This is a genomic window from Peribacillus sp. TH14 (assembly GCF_016651145.1).
GTDB lineage: Bacteria > Bacillota > Bacilli > Bacillales > DSM-1321 > Peribacillus > Peribacillus butanolivorans.
In genome coordinates, this window is the sequence record NZ_JAEKEK010000001.1 from 1,531,095 (window position 1) to 1,555,846 (window position 24,752).

Consider the following 24,752-nt stretch of genomic DNA (forward strand, 5'->3'; position numbering starts at 1 on the left):
CCTATTTGCCTCCTGTTGAGTAGAATAGTAGTTCTTCTTCATTGGTTTTGCTTGTCTCTAATTCGATGACTGTCTTTCCACCATATAACACATAAGTTCGATTAGTAATACCGATGATTTCAGACAACTCAGATGATGCATATATAATTGCCTTCCCATTTCTGGCAAGTTGGGCAATCAATTCGAATATGTCCTTCTTGGCCCCTACATCGACGCCTTTTGTAGGTTCATCAAATATGTATACATCTGCATCAGCAATCAGCCACTTTCCGATAGCGACCTTTTGTTGATTACCACCTGACAAGTTTTCAACCTTAGCTTCCTCTGAAGGGGTTTTAATACCAAGACTCGTAATAATTTCCTTCGCTTTTTTCTTTTCCGCCTTACGATCTACAAAGCTGAATATCTTGCTGAATTTTCCGACACTTGCTGCAGTCAAGTTCGTTGCAACTGATTCCTGAACAAGAATGCCTTCTTTCCTGCGTTCTTCCGGTACAAGTGCTAGACCACTTTTTACTGCATGATACGGTGTTTTCAATGAAAGCTTTCTACCATTCATCACGACTTCCCCTGTTGTGATAGCAGTATGACCGAATAGGGTTTTACACAGCTCTGTTTTCCCTGCTCCAACCAATCCTGCCAAACCAACAATCTCTCCTGCTTTTAGATGAAGGCTAACATTTTTAACTTTTTCGGCATCTGACAGTCCCTTCACTTCCAGAACAACTTCACCAATCGCAGCATTTACAACAGGGAACTGTTCATCCATTGTTTTCCCAAGCATTCCCTCGACCACTTCGTTTTGGGTAATATCCGCTACTTCTCGACATGCAACACTTTTCCCATTCCTCATAATCGTAATTTCTTCACAAATTTCAAAAATCTCTGGAAGACGATGGGAAATAAAAATGATGCCAACGCCTCTTTGCTTTAATTCATTTACAATTCGAAATAGTTCTGACGTCTCCGTATAACTTAACGGAGCAGTTGGTTCGTCGAGGATCAGGAATTTGCATTCCGTCGAGACTGCTCTTGCAATCAGAACCATCTGTTTTTCAGCCAAGGTAAGATCTCTCACCAGCTTTTTCGAAGAGACACCAATTTTCATCTCTGCCAGGATATAAGTGGCTTTTCTATGCAACTCTTTCCAATGGACCATCTGTTTTTTGCCCATGTTTTGCACCGTATCATTCAACATTACATTTTCCCCAACAGTTAAATAAGGAATGAGTGCCGTATCTACTTCCTGATAAACAATTTGAATACCTTGTTCCTGTGCAGCCTTCGGTGAACGGATATCCTGCTTCTTTCCATCCAGAAAAATTTCACCTGTATAATGGGCATGAGCGCCCGATAAGACCTTCATTAGCGTAGATTTCCCTGCTCCGTTTGCGCCGACCACTGCATGGGCTGTCCCTGATTGTACTGAAAAATCAACTTCACTAAGCGCCTTTACTCCCGGAAATCCAATCGATATCTTTTTCATTTCTAGTTGTGTGCTCATGCCCATTCCCCCTATTAAACAGACACTCTCTTCACTAGAAAGAGAGTGTCTAATGACTCTGTTTTTTACTTTTTATAATGATCTTTCAATACTTTCATCCATTCTTCTTCAAATTCCGTTGATACTCCCCATCCTTCGACAATACCGGACAAGTTGGCCATGTTGACCGCTTCTTTTGAAGCTTGAATCTGCTCTTGTGAAATAAGTGAAGCTTCTAAGTCATATGTTTGCGGTGTTTCTTCACCCGCTAATTTTTTTGCCAAAATCCTCATATTCACTGCACCAATCAATTTCGGATCGACAGCTGCCGTGTAAGACCAAGAGCTGCCTTTCGCTTGAATCTCTTGAAGATCAGCATTAGATACGTCGATTCCGTATATCTTCACTTCATCGCGGCCAGCTTCTTTAATCGCACGAGCCGCTCCAATTGCGAATGCATCCCATGTTGCGAAAATCGCATCTAGTTTGCCTTTGGGATATTTATTCAACATTGCGGCTACCGCATTTTGTGTCTGAACCGAAGTATCTGCAGATGCTACTCCGAATCTTTCGACTTCTTTAATCCCAGGATTTTCTTTTAATTTTCCCTGATACACCGCATTTCTTCTCACCATTGGTGGGAAACCATCTACCCAAAGGTATGCGATCGCTGCTTCACCTTTTTGTTCTTCTATCAATTTATCAAAAGCCAGAGTTGCCAATGCTTCATCATCCTGTGAAGTTAAGGTCACACCGTCAATTTTAGATAAGTCGCTAATAGAGTCGAATGTAACAACGCTCTTTCCTGCATCAACCAACTTTTGAACGTCATTCACTGTTGCTGCATCATCACCATGGGAGATAATATAGCCGTCATAATCTTCTTGTAAAGCCTGGGCGATTGCATCATGGAATTTAGCCGTATCGCCATTTGCTGTATACGTATCCACTTGAAAACCTAATGCTTCTCCTTCTTCCTTCGCTCCAGCTAAATATTGAGCCGTATGATCATCTCCGCCAATCTTACGAATGACTTTGATTTTGGCACCTTCCCCTTTTGCAAATCGTTCTGGAACATTTTTAAAAGATACTTTTTCATCCTTCTTTGATTCTGTTGAACTTTGTCCTGAAGAGCAGCCCGTTAAAAGCAAAGCCGAAGCTATGACCGAAACGAAAACCCTTTTAAAAATTGACTTCCTCATTTTAGTTCCCCCTTCTTTTCACTCATTAATCTTATCAATTAGGTTGGTGTAAATCCCAAAATAAAAACCTCTCTAGAATAGAGAGGTTTAATCAGCTGATTTGCAGACTTGTCCCTCTCTTATCTGTCAAAACATTTCTGTTTTGCAGGATTTAGCACCAATTCCTAATGGAACGGTTGCTGGGCATCTTAGGGCCAGTCCCTCCGCCACTCTTGATAAGAGAATATAATGTGTTACGTTTTTCGTAATTACCACTTTATAGGGATATAGTCGTAAAGTCAATAGATTTTTGAATATTTAAAATGTTTCTTATTACACTTATTTTCTTTGTAGCTTAGCCAGACGCTTTTTCTCGATCTTTTCAAGTCTTTCTAACTGACGTAGTTTCACTTCAAATAGAGTAATCGGGTCACGGTATACTTCCGGATTTTCTCTCATATGCTCCAGTGCTGCCTGATGATCTTTGATTTCAGTCTGTGTTTGTTCTATCGTTTTTTGAAGTAAGGCAAATGAACTGCGATAGAAAAGTGAGATATCTCTATCCAAAGATTTTTCAAACAATCCGAATTGTGTAAGGAAACGGTCACTGATCATCTCTGCAACATCCTGGTAGTCTTCACTTTCTAGGTACTTCTTATACCGGTTGTACATATTAGCTTTATTTTGCGGAATCGCTCCAAACAACTTCCCTGCCCCTTTAAGCAGCAATTGCGATGGGGTCCGGCGTAGTAAAATATTAACGTCTTCAATGCGGATACTGCTTGTCATCCGATCCGCATCACGGCGCCAATCATCCAAAACTCTAAAGTCTCCCGCAAGTGTAATTCGCTCTTCTTTGTACAATTCATTGAACCCTGTGCTCATCTCATCCATAAACTGTTGAATTTGTGTAAATTCCAACTGAGATGTAGCAATCCAGTCTTGAAGAGAACGGTAATATTGCGGCATAATCTTGTCTGAAATATATGCCTGAATCTGCTCATTCATTTCATCGTTCAACTGTATATGAACTTGGCTGAAATCGCTACTTTCCGTTAATGATTTAGAACATTCTCTTAGTAATTCAGGGATTCTTGAAGAAAGCTGTTTTTTCACTTCTTCTTTAATTGAACGATACGACCTTATGATATTTTCACTTTTTTCTTTTTCCAAATCTGCCAGTTGATTGACGGCTCCATTCAATTTGACTTCCATCTGCTCATTCCAAGAAATTGAGTGCTCGCATTTCCGCTCATTAGCTGCCCGTTTTTCTAGCAGGTAAGATAACGTTTTGCGAATGAATGCAAGAATCTTCTCAGATCTTCTTTCCTTCCAATTATCAGCTTGATAATTCGAATCAAGGAAGGATGAAAGGTCCTGTAACTGCTGTTTGCTGTCATAAAGTTTGGAGAACGCAAATACTTTTGCGTTCGGGAAATACGCATTCACTTTATCCCATGTTTCATCTTCCATCCGGACTGCCACTTGGTCACTGTAAATCGTATCCATCTTATTTAGTAAGAAATGAATCGGAAGTTTCGGTGCCATCATTTGAATTTCCAATAACAAATCTCGTTCACTACCGGTGAAAGGCGCTCGTGCATCGAGAACAAACATCAATCCATCGCTGCCCTGTAAATACCCTTGGAAATCAGAGTCTACACTTTTTTCCCCATTGAACCCTGGTGTATCAAGTAAACGCAGGCGATTATTTTTTAGGTAGTCACTAATAAGGGTCACGTCGACAATGGTTCCGCGCTGACGGCGTGTTTCATCCAATTCAGTTAACTCACCAACGACTTTGTGATCTGTATCTGTAATTTCATAGATTTCCAGATTATCTCCATCTTTGACACTGACAAGGGACGAATGGTCCTCGGCAGCAATACTCTCTCCAGCAAGCGACTGAATAAAGGATGTTTTGCCATTGCCTGTGCTTCCGACAAGAAGAAGATTGAAATTTTCGGTATCCTTAAGTCCGTCTACCATCCATTTCAGTTTATTGCCAACTGTTAAGTTATTCTCTTCAGCCCACTGAATAATGGAATTGAACAGTTTTTCGCCCGCTTCCAATCCGCCTCCCAATTTAGGCGATTTTGCTAACAGACTTTCTGCATCCTGAACAACCAGTGCATTAATTGTATCAGGGAAAATTTCATTCCATGACAGAACGGAAGCCGCTGCAAATAACGAAAGCTCTCCATCCGCGATTTTCAACCAATTTTCCAACAATCTCGGCACAACAGGACTCAAATCTTTGATTAAGTGTGTTCCTTCAAGCAAACCGGCATAAGCATCCCGGTAATAGACAGAAAGCTCATCCCATACATCACCTGGATGTAATTCGATGCCATCTATCAAATTATTAATGACTCTAAGCCATTCAAAGTAGGAATCTGTATATTTATAATTTTTCCAAAGTGCAACCGTCATTTTTTCAAAGCGATCCTGATCAAGGTTGTATAACGCCTCGAGAACATTTGAGAAATAATCCGGAGCCATCGATTGAGCAACACCTTGCTGGATATACGTTTTCAGCACATCAAACCAAATCATTGATTCCGTACGGATACTTTCATTCGCGGCTAAAACTACAGCACTGTTCCAATCCTTTTGTTCTTCAAAAAAGGAGCGTGCAATTGCGGTGACATTTGGGTAATCAGGTTGAAAATCGACTGCTTCCTTAACAACTTTAGATGCCAAATCATTTCTTGATTCTACTATGTAAAGAGAGAACAGCTGTAGAAGGACTTCCGTTTTCAATACCGCTTCATCCGTACTGACGGATTTATATATATCCTCAGCGGTCGAATACATCTCTAGTTCAAAATAAGCATCAGCAATATTCTTTTTCGCCCATGAACCAAGTTCACCTTCTATGTTTTCCCACTTAAAAATGGCTGCTTCATAGTCATGATGCTGGAAGTATACTTCTCCTTGAGCAAACCGAACTGCAGTCAAATCCGCTCTTTCCTTTTTTTGTTCCACGAGAAACATTTCACCTAATGTTTGAATTGGGTGCTTGCGTGTATCCTCAATCATTGTTTCATAGTATTTTTTTCCAATCAGTCGTTCATCCATCTTTATTCCCCCGATATATTTCATATTTTCAATTAAAGGATAATCATCGATATGGAGTCTTTATGAAAATCGAATAATAACTTTTCTCAAGACTTTGTCTATGAAAAGAGATTTATAGGTTCCTTTAGTTAAGAAAATTATTTATAAACCTTTAAAATATTATTTTAACAAAACAATATGGTAACAACATTTCATGACTCTTACAATTTTAAAACAGAAACAAATAGAATTGTAATGAATTTAATATAAGACTTGAGAAGTGATTTCCACTTTTGTAAAAATATGTTTTATTTAGTTTTACCAATATCCGAAAAGGTAGGAGGGAACAATTCTTATACCATTAAATTACCAGAAATCCCGCCCGTAAACTACCTATAAGTGGTGAAAACAAAAATATTTTTCACTTGAATACTTCCTAAAAGCGAAAGTACAATCTTCTCCCTAATAATAATAAATTTCTATTTGAAAGTTCATATAAAAAAAGCAGTACCTTTATTCATGAAAGGTAACTGCTCTCTGATAAGCACCGAACAGTAATTGTCCTTTGACAAATTGGGATTATACCCCTGTACGCTTACGTTGATTATTTGGCTTTTTAGTTAACTGGCTTTTTAGCTGTTTCGTTTTTTTCACAACGCCGGTTTCCAGTTTATCTTGACTTGAGCCCGCTTGCTTTTGTGCCAATTTTTGTTTGACTGCATCCGCCAGGCTTAACTTTTTATTTTCAGACATAATGTTGTCTCCTTTAGTGTTCTGTCTTCTATTATAATATAGATGCGGTTAGAAAGATAATAGGGAGTTATATCCGATTCTTTTCACAAATAGTATCTCCAAATAAAGGAAGGATCGATTATAGGGGACTAATCTCCTGCTCTTGAATAATAAAAATTGAATGATTTGTACTGTCAAATTATGTTGACTTAATACTTAGAATTTGCTAAATTATCTTTATATTATAAAATCTATGAAGAGAAAGAGTAAGATAAGAACCCTGTTCTACAGAGAGTCGACGTATGGTGGAAGTCGATGTCCAAGGCCTATCCGAAAATCATCTCTGAGATGCAAAGCTGAAAATGAAGTAGGCTTTGACGGGCTTTCCGCCGTTACAATGGATCACGTATGAATTCGTACGTTGACTGAGTGCCGTAGCTTCTATGAAGCGCGGAATATGGGTGGTAACGCGAGCACAAACTCGTCCCTGATTATTAGGGGCGAGTTTTTTATTTGCAAAATAACACTTTTAATAGCCTTTTTGGGCCAGTCGGCGGGTACTATCATTTTTAAAAAAGGAGAAATCATCATGAAAAAAACAGACACATTATTTATCGGCCTTATGCTTTTCTCGATGTTTTTCGGAGCTGGAAACCTTATTTTCCCTCCATTTTTAGGAGCTTCTTCCGGGACTTCCTTCTGGCCCGCCATTGCAGGTTTTGTCGCCACCGGTGTCGGCCTTCCAATTTTAGTACTCCTCGCCGTTTCACTTGTTAAAGGTGGGGCGCAAACAATCGGAGCGCGTGTGCATCCTATATTCAGTACACTGTTCATGGTCGTCATCTATTTGAGCATCGGACCGTTTCTTGCGATTCCACGGAATGCGAACGTTGCCTACGAAATGGGATTCAAACCGTACCTTGGCGACTCGATGAATCAATCCCTATTTCTATTCTTATTCACGGCCGTATTCTTTACCATTGTTTATGTCATTTCTTTGAATCCTGAAAAAATGGAAACTTTTATGGGACGCTGGATTACACCTACCCTGCTTTTGGCCATGGTCATTCTCTGTGTCGTTGGATTTGTAAAGCTTGATGCTCCATTCCAAGCTCCAACTGATGCGTATGCAACAGGAGCATTTTCAAAAGGTTTTATCGAAGGCTATAACACGATGGATGCTTTAGCTGCCCTTGCTTTCGGGATAGTTATCCTGACTTCGATACAGCAAAGAGGGATTTCAGATCGGAAACAATTGACGAGATATACATTAAAAGCAGGCCTCATCGCCGGCTTATTGCTTTCTTTAGTTTATATCTCCTTAGGTGTAATGGGAGCGCGTATGGCAGCAGATGGTTCATTTGAAAACGGAACAGAGATCCTGACTGTCGCATCCACCCTTTTACTTGGAACAGGCGGTAAGATTCTATTAGGCGTTATTTTCACCTTAGCTTGTTTCACGACCGTCGTCGGTTTGACAACTGCCTGCGGACAGTATTTTTCAAATCTTATTCCCAAGGCCAACTACAAAACCTTAATTCTGATTGTAACACTTGTCGGCTTCATTCTTTCAAACATGGGTCTGAATCAAATTTTAAAAGTATCGGTACCATTCCTTGTGATGGCTTACCCATTAACAATTGTCCTGATAGTTTTAACGTTCTTCAGCCGTCATTTTAAAAACCCGAAAAAAGTATATCGGAGTGCAATGATCTTCACCGGCGTTTTTGCTCTAATAGATGGATTAAACGCATTCGGCTTACCAATAGGGCCCGTACAAACGTTTAGTGATGCCCTTCCTCTTTCTTCATACGGAATGGAATGGATCATCCCAGCTCTTGTCGGAATTGCCAGTGGCCTTCTACTCAGTCAGATCGGACAAGCAGCCCAATCTGAGGAATTGGAAAGCGCAACCTTATAATAGGAAAGCAGATGATTTTGTACAAATCATCTGCTTTTTTGCACGATAGTGTTTTTAACAGTTCCCACTCTGCTCACATTTCTTTATTTTGGTATTTACCTGCCACTTTTTGTTATGATAATGCTAAAGGAGATGATTAGTAATATGTCGAAGCAAACGCGAATTGGTAAAACAGATCTATATGTGAATCCGATTGGTCTTGGCACGAATGCCATTGGCGGACATAACCTTTTTCCTAATCTAAGCGAGGATACAGGAAAAGATGTCTTAATAACAGCTCTTGATGAGGGAATTAACTTTTGGGATACAGCTTTCATTTACGGTCCAGAGCGTTCAGAAGAAATTATCGGTGAAATTCTTAAAAAGACCCGCAAACGCGAGGATGTAGTCCTTGCTACAAAAGGGGCGCATAAATTTGTCGATGGGAAAGTCGTATTAGATAACTCTCCTGCTTTTCTGAAAAACGCAGTAGAATCTAGTTTAAAAAGACTCCAAACCGATTATATCGACTTGTTTTACATTCATTTCCCTGATGAAGATACACCAAAGGATGAAGCGGTCGGTGCCTTAAAGGAATTGAAAGATGCAGGTAAAATCAAGGCAATCGGCGTCTCAAATTTTTCCTTTGAGCAATTAAAGGAAGCGAATAAAGACGGCTATATCGATGTCCTGCAATCCGAGTACAACCTATTCAGACGGGAAGCAGAGCAAGATTTACTGCCCTATACAGCTGAAAATCATATTTCCTTTATACCTTATTTCCCGCTTGCTTCCGGTCTGCTCGGTGGCAAATATTCTCAAGATTCGACATTTGAGGATGACCGTGCAAAAAGTCCACTTTTCCAAGGACAAGCCTTTGTTAGCAACCTGCAAAAAGTAGAAGAAGTCCGAGAGATAGCAAACAGAAGAAATGCCGATGTTGCTGATGTGGTACTAGCTTGGTATTTAACTCGGCACTCGATAGATGTCCTAATTCCTGGAGCGAAAAAACCAGAACAGGTCACACGCAACTTAAAAGCATTAGAAGTGGAATTAACCATGGATGAAATTGCCGAAATCAGCGCGATTTTCGCTTAAATAGGATTTAAAAGACAAAGGAAAAAAATAATAAAAAAGGTTCTATGTTTCTAACAAATATGGTTAGAAACATAGAACCTCAATAAACTTTTCATTTATGAATTACTACTCCTAATAATTTATGTATGCATTAAATCTCGCTTTGGACAGGCTTCCCCACTTATTGAAGTTGTCCTTTTTCCAGCATATGCATCACCTCCACTTTACAGATAATCTGTTTGGCTGAACCCCCTATTTAATCAATATTTCCCGCAGCAATCCCCTATCATTAAAATAGAAAATAGCATCATATTTTTCACCATGATATAGAATCGCCTTGTGCACAAGCTGTATACTTGGAGTACCAAACAATTCAATCATTTCTTCAATAGACCTACTTTGGTGATTAGTATCTATACTTATCCCTTTTATGTGTTCATCATCGGTATAGGCAAACTTCACAATTTCATTTAATTCAGTGGCGTTACTTTCCTCTTTACTTTGCCCAATGAACGATAATAATTGTTCAAGGTTATCTACTTGAAACATATCACTAATATTCTCAAATAACTGCTCTTCTTCAATCGTATTAACATCCTTTGACAGAATCTGTTCACTTACCCAAACAGCCTGCTCGTTCTTCATAATTTTCAACCAATTAAAATCTTCCACTGGATCTTTTTGAATTTCTTCGATAATATAATAATCTCCAAAAATTATCATACTTATTTTTTCACTTTTCAACAAATCCGGATTATCTCTAACAAATCCTGCATTAACATTCACATATCGAATGTCCTTTTCTTCTGGGATTGGTGCATCCGTACTAGAACCTACATGTTTATCCGGCTTTTCTGCAATTTTAAGGTCCTGACCATTTTGTTCTTTCTGGATAATGGCCAAAAGTCTCTCCGATTGTGAAAAAAGAAGAGCCGCCGCTATTATTCCTATCGCTAAAAAGGCACTGGCTATAAGTCTTTTTCTTTTTCCCTGCGCTTTTCTTTTCATTTGTTTCTTATAAACATCTGTTCTCGTAATCATCCCGTCATTGTCATCGATAGCTGTATTAAGCTTGCTTCTCTTTTCCATAATCATTTGCTTAAAGTTCTTTTGTGCTTCAGGAGACAATTCTTTGTAATCTTTTAAAAACTTCTCATAAGCGGGAGCTACTTCTTCGATTGGCCCATACGCCTTTATCTCTCCTGCCTCCATCCATATCGCCTTTTTACAGAATTTTTTCACCTGACCAATTGAATGACTGATAAAAAAGATCGTCTTCCCTCTTTCTTGAAAACTATTAATTTTATTCAAGCACTTTTCGGCAAAAGTCTGATCCCCAACAGAAAGAGCTTCATCAATGACCAAAACATCAGGATCGATATTTACAGAAATGGCAAACCCTAACCTCGATTTCATACCACTTGAGTATTTCTTCACCGGCTGATCAATAAACTTCCCAAGCTCCGCAAATTCAATAATCTCAGGCATCAATTCCTCTATTTCCTTTTTGTTGAACCCTAACATTAAACATTTCAGCTCAATATTATTCCGACCTGTCAATTGATTATTTAACCCCGATGCAATGGCAATCAAAGACGCTTCCCCTTTAATTTCGACACTTCCCTCACTAGGAGGAACAACACCCGTAATTAAATTGGATAAAGTCGACTTCCCGGCTCCATTTACACCAATAATACCAATCACATCGCCCTTTTCTGCCACAAAATTAATGTTCTGTACAGCAAAAAAATCTTCCCCATACCCTTTGGGCAAAATCAAATCCAAAAACTTTTCAGAATTATTTTTATACATTTTATAACGCTTCGTAACATTTCTAAAGACAACAGCTTTGTTCATAAAAACCCCTTAATAATTTAAATTTACTTAATCAACTTCGTACCCACACAATTAGTGCGCAATAAGTTGGCTGTAGGATTATACGTAAGAACCATTGGATTTAATAAAAGATGAAACCACCTCGTTCTTCCGTATAATGAGATTGTCGAAAAATCGGTACCAAATAGAAGAAGTGTCCCATATATATAAGTCCAAAAACCCCAATTTAATATTTATTTCATCAAAAGCTTTCACTTCGGCCTATTCATCAAAAAAGAGGTAATATAATTTTATTACCCCTTCCATCTTATCTGTTTTATTGGTTGGTCATAATTTGGATCTTTTTGGCATTATCAAACAATAAAATACTACCCTCTTCTTTTTCAGCGTTTAAAGAGGACATAGCTGATAACCTTATTTCCTTTTTATTCACCTTCAATAAACATGACTTTATATATTCAAAGTGCTTAAAGATATATAAATTATTTATCTTCATAGTACCATAGACTCACTAATTGTAAATATTTTTTAAATCCCCCCCCCCAATTCCTCCAATATAAGAATATTTTAAAGTTATTGGGAAATTACATAATAATTTATTTAAATAGAGAGCATCAACCTGTAACTCACCATGAGCTACACTGTCTTTAAATTGAAAATCGATGGATACACTTTATTAAGGCAACAGGAAAAATCATACGGGAGTCTTGTTCGACGCTGAAAGAATGCTTTTCTCCATAGAAATGAGTAATATAGGCGGCCACCTTCCCATTTCGAATGCTAGATGTACATAGACTGCTTACAAAATATGCTATCAAATCAATAAATTAAGCGAATTTCTTGAAGAATCATGCCAACTTTATGAATAATCTTGCTAATTAACCCTAAAATTATGCGAATAGTAATTTTTGCACAAAAAAAAGAATCCAGAGCCTTTTCCTTCTGAATCCTTGATTAAAACCAACATATTCAAGACGAGCTTTTGTATAATCCTGAATTTCATGATCGATTACATCGAGATGTATCAGGGCGGTATTCTCCCTTTTCAAGGGTATCAAACCCCATAACTGCTGTTAGAGGATTTCTAATTTCACGAAAATATTGGACGATATTCGTCGCAGTAACACCAATGTAGCTTTGTGATTTTCGGTTATGGAAGTGTTCTTTTCTTCTATATAATGAGCCCTTTAGATCCGTCCTCAATTATCCTGCTAAAATGGCTGATCCATAGGATCTATTAAATTGCTTCCTTTTGTAGATTGCTTACATTTTTCTACTTTGATATATTTAGTGAATATTCCTTCAATTAGAAAAGAGGCTACCTTATGAAAAAATCCTATATTCTCTTATTTCTCATCTTGGCCAATCTGTTTTGGGCCGGCAATTATATATTTGGCAAATACGTTGTGACTGAACTTTCCCCAATCCAACTAACATTTACCCGCTGGCTAATTGCCGTTTTCTTATTATTCCCACTAGCCCATTGGATTGAAAAACCAAATTGGAAGAGTGTATGGAAAGCCTGGAAAGTACTTTTATCAATGGGTTTACTCGGCATCATCAGTTATAATTTTTTCCTTTATTGGGCTCTGACCTATACAACATCCATGAATGCTGCTCTTGTCAATTCAATTAATCCTGCATTAATCGTTCTTTTTTCTGCATTGCTGTTAAAGGAGAAAATTTCAATCCATCATGTACTAGGCCTTATCATTTCATTATTCGGCGTATTATTAGTCTTAACAAAAGGACATCTCCTGGAAATTTTCCATCTCACTTATAATAAAGGCGACCTATTGATGATTCTGGCTATTCTCGTTTGGACCTTCTATTCAATAATCGGGAAAAAGCTGAAAAGCATTCCGATTATTTCAGCCACAGCCGTTTCTGTATTTCTCGGTTTGATTCTCGTTGCTCCATTTGCCATTGGCTCTGGACTGAACTTTGATTTAAGTGGCCCAGCAATCACAGGTCTTTTATATATTGGAATCTTCCCATCCGTAGGTTCCTTTATTTTCTGGAATATTTCGCTTCGTCATATCAATGCCAGCCAGGCTGGAATTTATCTTAATCTGATTGCCGTCTTTACCGCCATTCTAAGCCTGATTTTAGGACAAACGATTACTAGCGTCCAAATCCTTGGGGGGCTACTTGTCTTCACTGGCGTCTACTTGACGAGTAAAAAGAAAAAGGACCTTCAAGCTGTCGCGAAGTCCATGTAAAAGTCATTCGGTAATTTGCATCCATGAACGCTTTCTTGCCTTTCCCTCTTGTCTATCTATCATGATTTACGTTATCCTTTAAAGAAGAAAATCTGAATGTAAAGGTGTGCTTTAGTTGAGGATCAATAAATATATTAGTGAGTCCGGGATTACTTCGAGACGAGGCGCGGATAAATGGATAGCCGAAGGCCGCGTAACGATTAACGGATCTGTTGCTGAGCTTGGCAGTCAGGCTGAACCAGGCGATGATGTTCGGGTTGATGGTAACCCCATAAAGGTAGAACAGCAAAATGTCTATATTGCGCTGAATAAGCCAATAGGCATTACGAGTACGACAGAAAAACACATTAAAGGAAATATTGTTGATTTTGTTAATCATCCACTAAGGGTTTTTCATATTGGACGTCTTGACAAAGACTCAAGCGGCCTCATCCTGCTTACAAATGATGGTGATATCGTGAATGAAATTCTGCGTGCAGAGAATAAGCATGAAAAGGAATACATCGTAACTGTGGATAAGCCGCTTACCTCTTCTTTCATACAAGATATGGCATCCGGCGTGGAGATTTTAGGTACGAAGACACTCCCTTGCAAGATCAAACAGTTGAACAAATATACGTTTAACATTACATTAATGCAAGGATTGAACAGACAAATCCGCCGTATGTGCTCAGCGCTAGGCTATGAGGTCCGCGATTTACATCGAATTCGGATCATGAATATCCATTTGGATGGGTTAGCCCTCGGACAATGGCGCGACCTAACGAAGGATGAATTGAGGGAACTGTTTACCGAGTTGGATTATACGCCTAGGCAGAGATGACTCAAAAGGATGCCCCTGAGTTCGGGGGCATTCTTTTTTAATTCAATCTGTCCTAGACTTTTCAACATAGACTTAACTTTACTCGCGAATTTTGCCCTTTTACTCGTGAAATTGACTATTTTACTCGTGAGTTTCGATTATTTACTCGTAAATTCCAAAATAAAAAGCAACCTGCGATAGGCTGCTCGTTATCGGCTATAAATTACACCCACCATAAATCAGTTGGGCTTTCGTTGATGAGGACAGTTTTCAAATTGGTTACTGCACGTTGAAAACCTTCTTCAACTGACATTAACGGGTCTTCATGTTCAATGCTAACGACATAGTCATAGCCATATGTGCGAAGTGCACTCATGATGTCGGACCACTCTTGAAGACTGTGGCCGCAGCCCACTGAGCGAAAGTTCCAGGCACGGGTTTGGATGTTTCCATATGGCTGCATATCGGTAAGGCCATACATATTGATGTTATCCTGATCCAAGTATGTGTCTTTTGCATGGAAGTGGTAGATTGCTCCCGCTTTCCCAAGGATTTTGATGGCTCCCACCGGTTCGATCCCCTGCCACCAAAGATGGCTTGGGTCAAGGTTAGCGCCGATTGCGTCCGATGTAGCTTTCCGTAGTTTTAGCAAAGTGTAAGGTGTGTGAACGAGAAAGCCTCCGTGCAGTTCGAGTCCGATTTTAATATTGTGTTCATCAGCAATTGCTGCAGTTTTTTTCCAATAAGGAATCAACTTTTCTTCCCATTGCCATTTCAAAACATCTGTATACTCATTCGGCCATGGCGCAACAGGCCAGTTTGGATATTTAGCTCCTTCGTGGTCACCCGCCGTACCGGAAAATGTATTGACGATTGGGACATTCAATAAGGACGCAAGCTTGATTGTTTTTATAAGCGTTTCATCACTTTCTTTGGCAAATGATTTATCTGGAGAGATGGGATTGCCATGGCAGCTGAATGCACTGATAGTTAGGCCTCTTGTTTGAACAGCTTCCAAGTATTTTTTGCGCTTTTCTTCACTTTCCAACAGTTCATCTAACGGACAGTGGACATTACCTGGATACCCGCCTGTACCGATTTCAACTGATTTTAAACCGGAGGCTGCCACATAATCAAGCATATCCTCGAATGATTTTTGTGCGAATAGCACTGTAAAAATCCCTAACTTCACTAGCCCCACCCCACCTTTTCATTAATTGATACTCATAACCTTTCCACTTGCTGAGCTTTGATAAATGGCTTCAATTATCTTCGAAACTTTCATGGCTTCCGATGGTTTTACCAATGGTTCGGCAATTCCGAGGCAGCTATCAATAAAATTCTCTGCCTGTTGGAGATCGGGTGTATCCTCTCCAGGCATCCATACCGCCTCACTATTTAATAGCATGCCGTGCTTTGCCTGATTCAAAATTAAGGGGAACACATCCAGTCCGCCCTGCGTTCCGGATAAACTCAAGACTGTTGCTTCTTCACGGATATTCGCGGCCCATGATGTTTCGAATAATAAAGATGCACCGTTGGCAAATTTGATATACGCGGTAGCATGATCATCTACTTCAAATACAGAGGCATCGAAATTGCCCCATAGATTGACCTGATCGACACCCTTACTGACATAATTATATGTCGAACCTACAATTTCAATCGGCTCCGGGTCATCCATCAGCCATAAGGCCAAATCAAGTAAATGGCAGCCGTAATCAATAACGCTTCCTCCACCCTGCAATTCCTTACTCGTAAAAACTCCCCACCCAGGAACTTTCCGACGTCGGATTGCCTGTACACGCGCTACATACGGCTCACCAATTTCACCGGCCTGGATCATTTTCTTCGCAGCCTGAGCTTCCTTCATAAAGCGGTAATGGTAAGCGATAGATAGTACCTTCCCCGATAAGTTTGCAGCCTCGGTTATTGCTTTACATTCCTCGGTTGTAATCGCCATAGGCTTTTCGCACAACACATGTACACCCGCTTGCAGCGCGGCGATAGAAATTTCCGCATGAAACTTGTTTGGCGTGGCAATCGTAACTGCATCCACTTCCGCGAACATTTCTTCATAATTGGTAAAGACCTTTTCGATATGATATTCACGTGCCACATCTCTCGCCTTCAGTTCATCTATATCCTGAATTGCGTATAAAACTACCTTGTCTTGAAATTTTTGAAAAGCTGGGATATGCCTTTGTTGAGCAATTCCACCAGCACCGATTATTCCCATTTTTAATTTGTACATGATGACTATTAACCCCTTTATAAGCGGATGATTTTTCTGGATGCATTCGATTCCATCGCGCCAAGAATGACTTTTAATGATTTTAATCCTTCAACTCCTGAGACGAGAGGCACCTCATTGTTTACCACACATTTTACAAAGTGGCTGATTACTTCAGAATCATGCTGTCCTTCAGAGTCATTTGTCTGGATGCTACCTAATTCAATGGTTTCCGTCTTACCATTATCATGATGAATAATCAGTGAGTATTTAGGATCGTCTTCAAGACGTAATACGGCTTTTTCCGCATAAATGACCGTCGCATTGTCTTCTTTCGCATACGACCAGCTGGCTGTGAGAGTACCAATAATTCCGCTCTCCGTTCGCAGAATACAGGCAGCACTGTCATCAACATCTGTATTTTTCTTGGCAGTCGTTTCTACAAATGCTCCTACTTCAACAAATTCCTCTCCCAGGATATAACGCAATAAATCAGCTTTATGAACGCCTAAATCGCCCATAGCACCGATAACTGCCTGATCTTTTTTAAAAAACCAACTGTTCCGTCCGTCCACGGCCCAATTCTCTGGTCCGGAATGTCCAAAAGCCGTTCGGAAGCTGTAGACCCTCCCTATCTCACCACTATCAATAAGCTGTTTCGCTTTTTGATGAGAGGGGACAAAACGCTGATTATGACCAATCATTAATATTTTGCCGCTTTTTGAAGCTGCTTCATTCATTTTTTCTGCGTCATTTAAAGAAGTTGCCATTGGTTTTTCACAAAGAACATGCTTACCTGCTTCCAAGGCAGCAATTGTGATTCGGGCGTGCAAGTAATTAGGGGTACATACACTGATAGCCTCAATCTCCTCATTCTTCAAAAGTTCTATATAATCAGTATATGCTTGTGCCTTATACCTTTGTGCTGCTGTATTCGCCCGGTCTTGCACAATATCACAAACGGCAATTATCTCTGTTTCCTGGATCGCTTCGTATTCTGGAAAATGCCTGTTTTTTGCAATACTGCCGCATCCAATGACGCCTACTTTCACTCTGCCCATTCTACTCTCTCCTTCACTTCATCTCTTTATTGAGATAGTTTCCAACGGTTCGGCTTTTCCATATACCGATTTATTGTTAACTTCCGGCTTGACCCACTCAACTGCATTCTTAATCACCCGTTGTATTTGCGGATTATGGTATGTCGGATATGTTTCATGACCTGGCCGGAAATAAAAAATCTTACCTTTACCACGCTGATACGTACAACCGCTTCTGAATACCTCCCCACCTTCAAACCAGCTGATAAATAATAGTTGGTCCGGCGTAGGGATATCAAAATGTTCCCCGTACATCTCTTCCTTTTCAAGTTCTATATATTCTCCGATTCCCTCAACGATTGGGTGACTTGAATCAACAACCCAAAGCCGCTCCTTTTCATCCGCTACCCGCCATTTCAAATCGCAAGTCGTGCCCATTAATTGTTTAAAGATTTTTGAGAAATGTCCAGAATGGAGGACGATAAGACCCATTCCCTCGAGTACCCGCTTATGAACCCGTGTGACAATTTCATCATGAACTTCTTCATGTGCGACATGTCCCCACCAGAGAAGTACATCGGTTTTCATCAGTATCTCTTCAGTTAAACCATGCTCTTCTTCCTCGAGTGTAGCCGTCTTCACCTCGACCTGTTCGCTTTGTAAAAAGCCAGCAATCGCACCATGGATTCCATCCGGATAAATTTCAGCAACATCAGGTTTTTCTTTTTCATGGCGATACTCATTCCATACTAGAACTCTCATGAACAATCTCCTCCACATTAATTTGTCGGCAACTTGCTCTATATGTTTAACTACTACCTCTTAATTTCGAACGCAAACGTTTGCGTTTGAAATAATAAAAACTCAGTCGATTATAAGAACATACTTGGCATTTCGAAAAGTATGAATTTCAAAAAATTGTTAGTGATAATCTTTATTGTAAATTTATGTTAGCAAAAATCAAGCTTTAATTGGAAAAACATTTCTACACTTTTCATTTATTTTCCTTTTTAACAACAAAATGCGACTCTCGCTTTATGATTTTAGTTGGAATCCTGATACTTTTTTCCATCATTTCGGGATTTGCAATTAAATCAAACACACATTTTGCCGCTTCAAAGCCTAATTGATACGTATGAATATCGACTGTTGTAAGTGGCGTACTTAAAAATTCAATAAACTCTGAATGATTAAAACAGACGACGCTAACTTGCTCAGGTACTTTTAAATTCTTTTCCGCCAACACCCCTAGTAAAAGTACTCCCAATAAAAGATCCATTACCATAAAAGCGGTTGGAGCTTCCGGTAGATTTAGTAATTCCTTGATTGCCTTTATTCCATCTGCTCGATTTAAAGGGATCAGCTTGATATATTCCTTTGGCACATTTAATTCGGCCTGTTCCATAGCTTGTTGAAACCCTCTTAAACGGGCTTGAATCACTTCAAACTCAGGGCTCCCCCCTAAAAAAGCGATTCTCTGATGACCAAGATTGATTACAAACTCCGATAATTCCCTGGCTGCTTGAACATTATCGTTATCAATGAAGGTGATTCCGCTCATGTTCGTACTTGGTTTCCCAATCAAAACAAATGGAAAGCCCTGCTTTAATAAATAGGGCACCACTTTATCATCCTTTTTCGAATACAAAACAATCATACCGTCCACTCGTCTACCCTGAACCATTTTCACGACGTCTTCAAAAATAGCATCCTCGGTTTCACCGGTCGTTAGAGAAAGACTGTATCCCTCTTTATTGCAAAAATCCCCGATTCCACGGATAACCTCTGGAAAAAAAGGATTGTAAAGCGATTCTCTGGCTGAATTTTTCATGACGATTCCAATGGCCTTGGTGGATTTCGTGACCAAATTCCGGGCATTTTCATTCATATGATAGCCCATTTCCTTTAATACCTTACGTACCTTACGCTTTGTCTTTTCACTGATTGCTGGGCTGTTATGGATAACACGCGATACCGTTGATGGAGCGACATTCGCTTTTTTGGCAACGTCCTTTATCGTAACAGACATATTCAACACCACTTCCCGTTCACCGCACATGGCTTAATATTCCCTATATTTAAATACTTATTTAACGGCTCCATCCGCAATTCCTTTGATAATTTGCCTCTGAGCAAAAAAATACGCGATAATGACTGGAATAATGGATAAAGTAAGCCCAGCCAAGGCTAGATGCCATTGTTTCGTATACTGTCCGAAAAAGAAGAATAATTTAAGCGGGATTGTCTCCGAGCCAGCGCCTCCAATAACAAGGGATGGCAACAGGTAGTCGTTCCAAATCCAAATAACATTTAAGATTCCAACTGTAATCGACATAGGTTTTAATAAAGGAAAAATGATATACCAAAATACTTGAAACCTGTTCGCTCCATCTATTTTCGCAGCTTCGTCAAGCGAGGTAGGAATCCCTTTTAAAGTACCGTGATACAAGAATATCGAGAGACTGCTGCCAAAGCCTAAATACATGAAAATCAACCCAGCCTTGTTCAACATCCCAAGCTGTCCGAATTGGGCAACAAGCGGTATCATCACAGATTGAAATGGAATCAACATGGCTGCCACAAACACGAAGAAGAGCAAAGAACTGACTTTACTTTTGTTTCGTGAAAGCGCATAAGCCGCCATTGCTGAAAAGATAATAATTATTACTACGCTGACACCCGATATCAATAAAGAATTAAATAAAGTCCGAAGGAAATCCAATTGTTCGAAAGCTTGAGTAAAGTTTTCGAATGTCCAAGTTTTAGGCAACCCCAGCGTGTCGGCAAAAATATCACGTTTCATTTTAAAAGCATTGACAATCATTAAATAAAACGGAGCGAGCCACAATAATGCCAAGATGAAACCGATGAATCCAACCAGCCATAGCTTCCATTTTTTTCTCATTACAGCTCAACCTCCCTTTTCTTATTGATATACACTTGTGTTAGAGAAACTGCTGCCACAATTACGAAGAAGATAACGGCCTTTGCCTGCGCATATGCCATATCATTTTCGGTAAAAGCGGATTTAACAATGTTCATCGCAACCATTTCAGTTGAGTTATAAGGCGCTCCATTAGTCAAAGAAAGGTTTTGATCATAAATTTTAAAGGAGTGGGAAAGCGTTAAGAACAAACTAACAGTAAAAGCCGGTGCTACAAGCGGAAAAGTAATATGGTGAAAACGTTGAAAGCTGTTGGCCCCATCAATTTTAGCCGCCTCGATCAGTTCTTCAGGAACCGCTTGTAAATAAGCAATATAAATGATCATGATATAACCAGCCATTTGCCAAGACGTTAAAATGATTAATCCCCAAAAACCGGTTTCTGTCGTTGACAACCAGCCATTAAAAGCTTCAATCCCTGTCAAATCACCAATTGCGCCGAATACTTTAATAAAAATAAACTGCCAAATAAAACCGAGAATCAAGCCACCGATCAAATTTGGCATAAAGAAAACTGTCCGAAGTAGGTTGCTTGATTTAATTTTCGACGTCACGATAAGCGCTAAACTCAAGCCGATAATATTAATTACCACAATAGCTGCTACTGAAAATTTAATGGTGAACCAAAATGTATCCAGAAACCCTCTATCCGTAAACAGGTCTATATAATTTTTAAGCCCTATAAAGTCCGGAGTTCCAAGACCGTTCCAATTCGTAAATGAATAATAAAATCCGTAAATGAGTGGCACAATCACCACCAAAATGAGTGCAGCCAGAACAGGTGTCAAAAACAGCCAATATGCGGCATCCCGATTTCTCAATGAAACCGACCTCCTTATGAAAGATATATTAGTAGAAAATGAGTTTTAATTTCGAATCGAAAATCGAAGAATATCTAGTAACCGAACTTTCCCTCTAACAACTTTCTTGTAACAAGGAACAACCAATCGACACAGCTTTCGACGGCGATTGGTTGTTTCCCATTTACGGAATACTTATTTACTGTGAATTTTCTCCCAATTTTCAATATTTTGTTGCACAAGTTCATCCCATGTTAGTTTACCGGTTACGTATTTTTGGACACTTGCACCTAGGTCATCATTCCAACCAACTGGATATCCATTAAAAACCCAGCCAGTCGTCTTTCCATCTTGTGAATATTTATAAATTTCTTTTGAAAGTGGATCGGCAATTTTTTCTACGTCATACCCTTCATAAGCTGGAATGAATTTAAAATCCTCCAAAACAGCTTTTTTTCCTTCATCAGATGTATACATCCAGTCGAGGAATTTCTTCGCTTCTTCCTGAACTTTTTCATCTGATTTTTTGTTCACTGCCCAATAGTTTGGAACCCCAACTGGCATCCCCGCAGCTGTATCCCCATTCGGAATCGGGATAATACCAATACCGTTTTCGGCTAACTCAGGATCCATATCGTACACTGTGTTATACACCCAGTTTCCTTGCTGAATGATTGCAACCTTTTCAAGCGAGAACAACTCTTCCACTTGTTGTGAATAATCTAGACTTGCCGTCGGCTGAACGGAATATTTATTTTGAATATCGACCAGTTGCTTAAACTTGTCTCCATCCGTAAATTTAACGGTTGGTGACTTGCTCGCAGTTAATACATTCCCATCAAATTCAGGTGCTAAAAAGACATTTGATAAGTGGTTTCCTGTTACCCACTTCTCTTTAACCGGATAAGCGAAAACCGCCTCGATTTTCAATTTATCTTTCTGTGAATCCAGTTTTTTAACCGCAGCCTCTAATGCTGAATAACTAGTAATTTCTTCAGGTTTAACTCCGGCTTCTTCAAAAATTCGTTTGTTATAAATCAAGCCGTATCCTTCTTGGTTAAATGGAAGCCCTAGAACGTGCCCGGCCTCTTCCACGCCATCCAATGTGCCATCAAGCGCAGCAGCTGCAGCCTTTGTATCCTTTAAATCTAATAATCTATCTTTATATTGTTCAACATCTATTGGTCCGCCAATGTTAAAAACTGCTGGCTCCTCACCTGAAGCAAACTTTGCAGTAATGGCTGATTTATAATCATTTCCACCACCCACTGTTGATATCTTGATTTTTACATTTGGATTTTCTTTTTCATATTGTTTTGCCAAATTCTCAAATTGCTGCTTAAACTCTACTTTGAATTGAAAGATATCCAGCGTCACTTTATCTTTGTCTTTAGAGTCACTGTCTCCACCTGTAGAAGAAGAGCATCCAGCCAAAATCACACTAAAAATTAATAAAACAGAAAAGATTCCCCCGTACCATTTTTGAAGTTTCATGCCTACCAACTCTCCCTTTTTCATAAGATCTTATGCAAATTCAAGAAAACGTTTGCATAAAATGATAAAAAAATATACACTTCTAAATCTACTATATTATTATTCTATCCAACCTTTTATACATCACCTCCTTACAGGAATACTGTAAACGTTTTCATTTATGCGCTTTATATTACCACTAAATTCCATACTTTACAATTAATTTGTATTTTTTTGTAAACAACAAGTAGGATATAAGCCTTGTCTACTTAATTATATGATTCACAAACCTAAGATTATTCCTTTATTTGATTATAAAAATTATCGTAATGGACATTTATTCTAAATAAGTTTTAAATAGGGAAACCCAAAGGCTCCCCTCTATTCACTTCAATATCATCTTCACATTGGATGAACCATACTCATCCTTTAGTTCATAATATTTATCACTTGCTTGTCCAAATTCTTCAAACACACCACTAATAATCAGTTCATTCGTTTCCTTATCAACTATGCTGTACTTGATATTGCTTTTCCCAAACTTTCTGTCATCCACTTTTAAAAGGATCATATTGGACACACCTCCATATTTAATGGCTGCACTCCTCAGGGTGTTTGGATTCTTACTTACATAATATAACAAATTATTCTTATTTTACAGATTTTTCTCTTTTTGGAAAAATAAAAAAAGCCTATTTAGGCTCTTTGCAATTATTTCTTTAGTTCCAAATATCAAATGTTTCAAAAATACTATATAGGATTCCCCATTAAAAGGAACCTCATTGGCTCCTCAATATGGTTTTAAGACTTCGAAATATCTAAGAATCCTTCCCCAAATACATCACGAACATCATGTATGGCTATAAAAGCACTTCTATCAGTAGACTGTACAATTCTCTTTAATTTGAGTACCTCTTGCTTACTAATAACAATATATAGGATTTCTTTGGATTCTTTTGTATAGTATCCATGACCACTAAAAACAGTCACCCCTCTATCCATCAAAACGGTTACTTGTTTTGCAATCTGGTCCGCTTCTTTTGAAATGATGGTAATCGCTTTTTTTGGGTTCAATCCCTCAATGATGAATTCCATCGTTTTTGTTCCAATATAAAGCATAAGGATAGTAAGCATTAGACCTTCTGCACCAATAATAAAATAAGATGAGAACGCAACGATTAAATCGAAAAACAGAAGTCCATAGCTTAAGCTCCATCCCAAATACTTATTCGTAATTCGGGCTAAGATCGTTGTACCGGCAGTCGTGCCTCCAACTCGAATGATTATGCCAATACCTGCACCGGCAAAAACACCGCCAAATATCGCATTGACGACCAATTCATCTGAAGATATACTCCAACTTTCGGTTAAATGGAGGAAAAGTGAATTAAATGCAACGGCTATGATTGTATAAACCGTTGTTATTTTCGACAAATATTTATAACCGACAATGAGCAGGAAAGCGTTAATAATCAAACTTAACAGCCCTGGTGACCATTCAAAAAGATAAAACAAAATGATGGTTATCCCCGTGACTCCTCCCTCACCAAGTTCATTGGGAATAACGAAAAGATTTATTGCCAAAGCGAAAATAAAAGCTCCTATTAATATAAAGAAAACATCTAAAGAAATCTTTTTCATATTTAATTACCTTCCTTTATGTAATGGTTAATGTGAAAAGAAATAGGTTAATTTCACTGCTCTATAGTAACATGGAATTCCATTTAATCCTTCAAAGATTTGAAGGTTTAACAAAAAGACTACGTTGGAAGTTAGATTATCTTCAATGAACAAGATTAATACATACAAAGGCACTAATTTTCACTAAGCTCTTTTATACATTAGCTTAACAAAGCCACTGTCTCCTTCTCATTAACCTATTATTATGTTAGTTTCACGCTCCTCGAATTGGTTCAAATAACCAACAGCATGCTTATGATAAGTGTCTTTTTTCGCCCCTTGATTTCTC

Annotated in this window: 19 protein-coding genes, 1 riboswitch and 1 other annotated feature; of the genes, 4 read left to right on the forward strand and 15 right to left on the reverse strand. The window is 38.9% G+C overall.

Translation table 11 applies throughout. From position 1 onward, the window contains the following. Nucleotide 1: 1 nt before the first annotated feature. From JFU50_RS07495 to JFU50_RS07510, 4 genes are all read right to left on the reverse strand, one after another. On the reverse strand, nt 2-1,504 hold the full coding sequence (locus JFU50_RS07495; protein WP_201222298.1) for a sugar ABC transporter ATP-binding protein: 1,503 nt from the start codon (nt 1,502-1,504) through the stop codon (nt 2-4). 65 nt (nt 1,505-1,569) lie between these two features. Then, nucleotides 1,570-2,685, reverse strand: a complete 1,116-nt coding sequence (locus tag JFU50_RS07500) for a sugar ABC transporter substrate-binding protein (RefSeq protein WP_201222300.1) — start codon at nt 2,683-2,685, stop codon at nt 1,570-1,572. Between the two features lie 116 nt (nt 2,686-2,801). Then, nucleotides 2,802-2,907: riboswitch (SAM riboswitch) on the reverse strand. A gap of 96 nt (nt 2,908-3,003) precedes the next feature. After that, nucleotides 3,004-5,745, reverse strand: coding sequence for a GTPase domain-containing protein (locus JFU50_RS07505; RefSeq protein WP_242485340.1), 2,742 nt, complete (start codon nt 5,743-5,745; stop codon nt 3,004-3,006). Between the two features lie 558 nt (nt 5,746-6,303). Next, nucleotides 6,304-6,477: a hypothetical protein gene (locus JFU50_RS07510; RefSeq protein ID WP_162878730.1), complete on the reverse strand. Its 174-nt coding sequence runs from the start codon at nt 6,475-6,477 to the stop codon at nt 6,304-6,306. 223 nt (nt 6,478-6,700) lie between these two features. Beyond that, nucleotides 6,701-6,948: a binding site (T-box leader), on the forward strand. 97 nt (nt 6,949-7,045) lie between these two features. On the opposite strand from JFU50_RS07510, the gene brnQ reads away from it, so the two are divergent. Next, nucleotides 7,046-8,377: a branched-chain amino acid transport system II carrier protein gene (gene brnQ / locus JFU50_RS07515; RefSeq protein ID WP_201222301.1), complete on the forward strand. Its 1,332-nt coding sequence runs from the start codon at nt 7,046-7,048 to the stop codon at nt 8,375-8,377. A gap of 144 nt (nt 8,378-8,521) precedes the next feature. Beyond that, nucleotides 8,522-9,454 (forward strand): aldo/keto reductase, encoded by a 933-nt coding sequence (locus JFU50_RS07520; RefSeq protein ID WP_201222302.1) that lies wholly within the window; start codon nt 8,522-8,524, stop codon nt 9,452-9,454. A gap of 231 nt (nt 9,455-9,685) precedes the next feature. Here JFU50_RS07520 and tagH read toward each other — a convergent pair whose 3' ends face one another. Then, complete coding sequence (tagH, locus tag JFU50_RS07525) at nt 9,686-11,290, reverse strand: teichoic acids export ABC transporter ATP-binding subunit TagH (RefSeq protein WP_201222303.1); 1,605 nt, start codon at nt 11,288-11,290, stop codon at nt 9,686-9,688. A 1,304-nt stretch (nt 11,291-12,594) separates the two neighbouring features. Here tagH and JFU50_RS07535 point away from each other — a divergent pair. Both JFU50_RS07535 and rluF read left to right on the forward strand, forming a co-directional pair. Further along, the gene (locus JFU50_RS07535) at nt 12,595-13,491 is read left to right on the forward strand and encodes a DMT family transporter (protein ID WP_201222305.1); all 897 of its coding nucleotides are present in this window, start codon (nt 12,595-12,597) and stop codon (nt 13,489-13,491) included. 115 nt (nt 13,492-13,606) lie between these two features. After that, nucleotides 13,607-14,314, forward strand: coding sequence for a 23S rRNA pseudouridine(2604) synthase RluF (gene rluF, locus JFU50_RS07540; RefSeq protein WP_056522637.1), 708 nt, complete (start codon nt 13,607-13,609; stop codon nt 14,312-14,314). 202 nt (nt 14,315-14,516) lie between these two features. Here the strand turns inward: rluF and JFU50_RS07545 are convergent, their stop codons facing one another. The 10 genes from JFU50_RS07545 to JFU50_RS07590 all read right to left on the reverse strand — a co-directional run bounded on the left by JFU50_RS07545 (nt 14,517) and on the right by JFU50_RS07590 (nt 24,424). After that, complete coding sequence (locus JFU50_RS07545) at nt 14,517-15,485, reverse strand: TIM barrel protein (RefSeq protein ID WP_201222306.1); 969 nt, start codon at nt 15,483-15,485, stop codon at nt 14,517-14,519. Between the two features lie 21 nt (nt 15,486-15,506). After that, a complete protein-coding gene (locus tag JFU50_RS07550; RefSeq protein WP_053344283.1) occupies nt 15,507-16,547 on the reverse strand; it encodes a Gfo/Idh/MocA family protein in 1,041 nt (346 codons plus the stop codon). A gap of 17 nt (nt 16,548-16,564) precedes the next feature. Beyond that, nucleotides 16,565-17,587 (reverse strand): Gfo/Idh/MocA family protein, encoded by a 1,023-nt coding sequence (locus JFU50_RS07555; RefSeq protein WP_201222308.1) that lies wholly within the window; start codon nt 17,585-17,587, stop codon nt 16,565-16,567. An 18-nt stretch (nt 17,588-17,605) separates the two neighbouring features. Beyond that, nucleotides 17,606-18,328 carry a ThuA domain-containing protein gene (locus tag JFU50_RS07560; protein WP_056522646.1) on the reverse strand — a complete coding sequence of 241 codons (723 nt, stop codon included), beginning with the start codon at nt 18,326-18,328 and terminating at the stop codon, nt 17,606-17,608. Nucleotides 18,329-18,560: 232 nt separating this feature from the next. Beyond that, entirely contained in the window at nt 18,561-19,595 is a 1,035-nt protein-coding gene (locus JFU50_RS07565; protein ID WP_053344280.1) for a LacI family DNA-binding transcriptional regulator, read from the reverse strand. Nucleotides 19,596-19,652: 57 nt separating this feature from the next. Continuing rightward, nucleotides 19,653-20,471: a carbohydrate ABC transporter permease gene (locus tag JFU50_RS07570; protein WP_053344279.1), complete on the reverse strand. Its 819-nt coding sequence runs from the start codon at nt 20,469-20,471 to the stop codon at nt 19,653-19,655. Continuing rightward, nucleotides 20,471-21,331, reverse strand: a complete 861-nt coding sequence (locus tag JFU50_RS07575) for a carbohydrate ABC transporter permease (RefSeq protein WP_201222310.1) — start codon at nt 21,329-21,331, stop codon at nt 20,471-20,473. Before JFU50_RS07575 ends, JFU50_RS07570 begins: the two co-directional genes overlap by 1 nt. A gap of 174 nt (nt 21,332-21,505) precedes the next feature. Further along, on the reverse strand, nt 21,506-22,804 hold the full coding sequence (locus JFU50_RS07580; RefSeq protein ID WP_201225037.1) for an ABC transporter substrate-binding protein: 1,299 nt from the start codon (nt 22,802-22,804) through the stop codon (nt 21,506-21,508). A gap of 364 nt (nt 22,805-23,168) precedes the next feature. After that, nucleotides 23,169-23,354, reverse strand: a complete 186-nt coding sequence (locus JFU50_RS07585; protein ID WP_201183156.1) for a hypothetical protein — start codon at nt 23,352-23,354, stop codon at nt 23,169-23,171. A gap of 230 nt (nt 23,355-23,584) precedes the next feature. Continuing rightward, entirely contained in the window at nt 23,585-24,424 is an 840-nt protein-coding gene (locus JFU50_RS07590; RefSeq protein WP_053344275.1) for a YitT family protein, read from the reverse strand. Between the last annotated feature and the right edge of the window lie 328 nt (nt 24,425-24,752).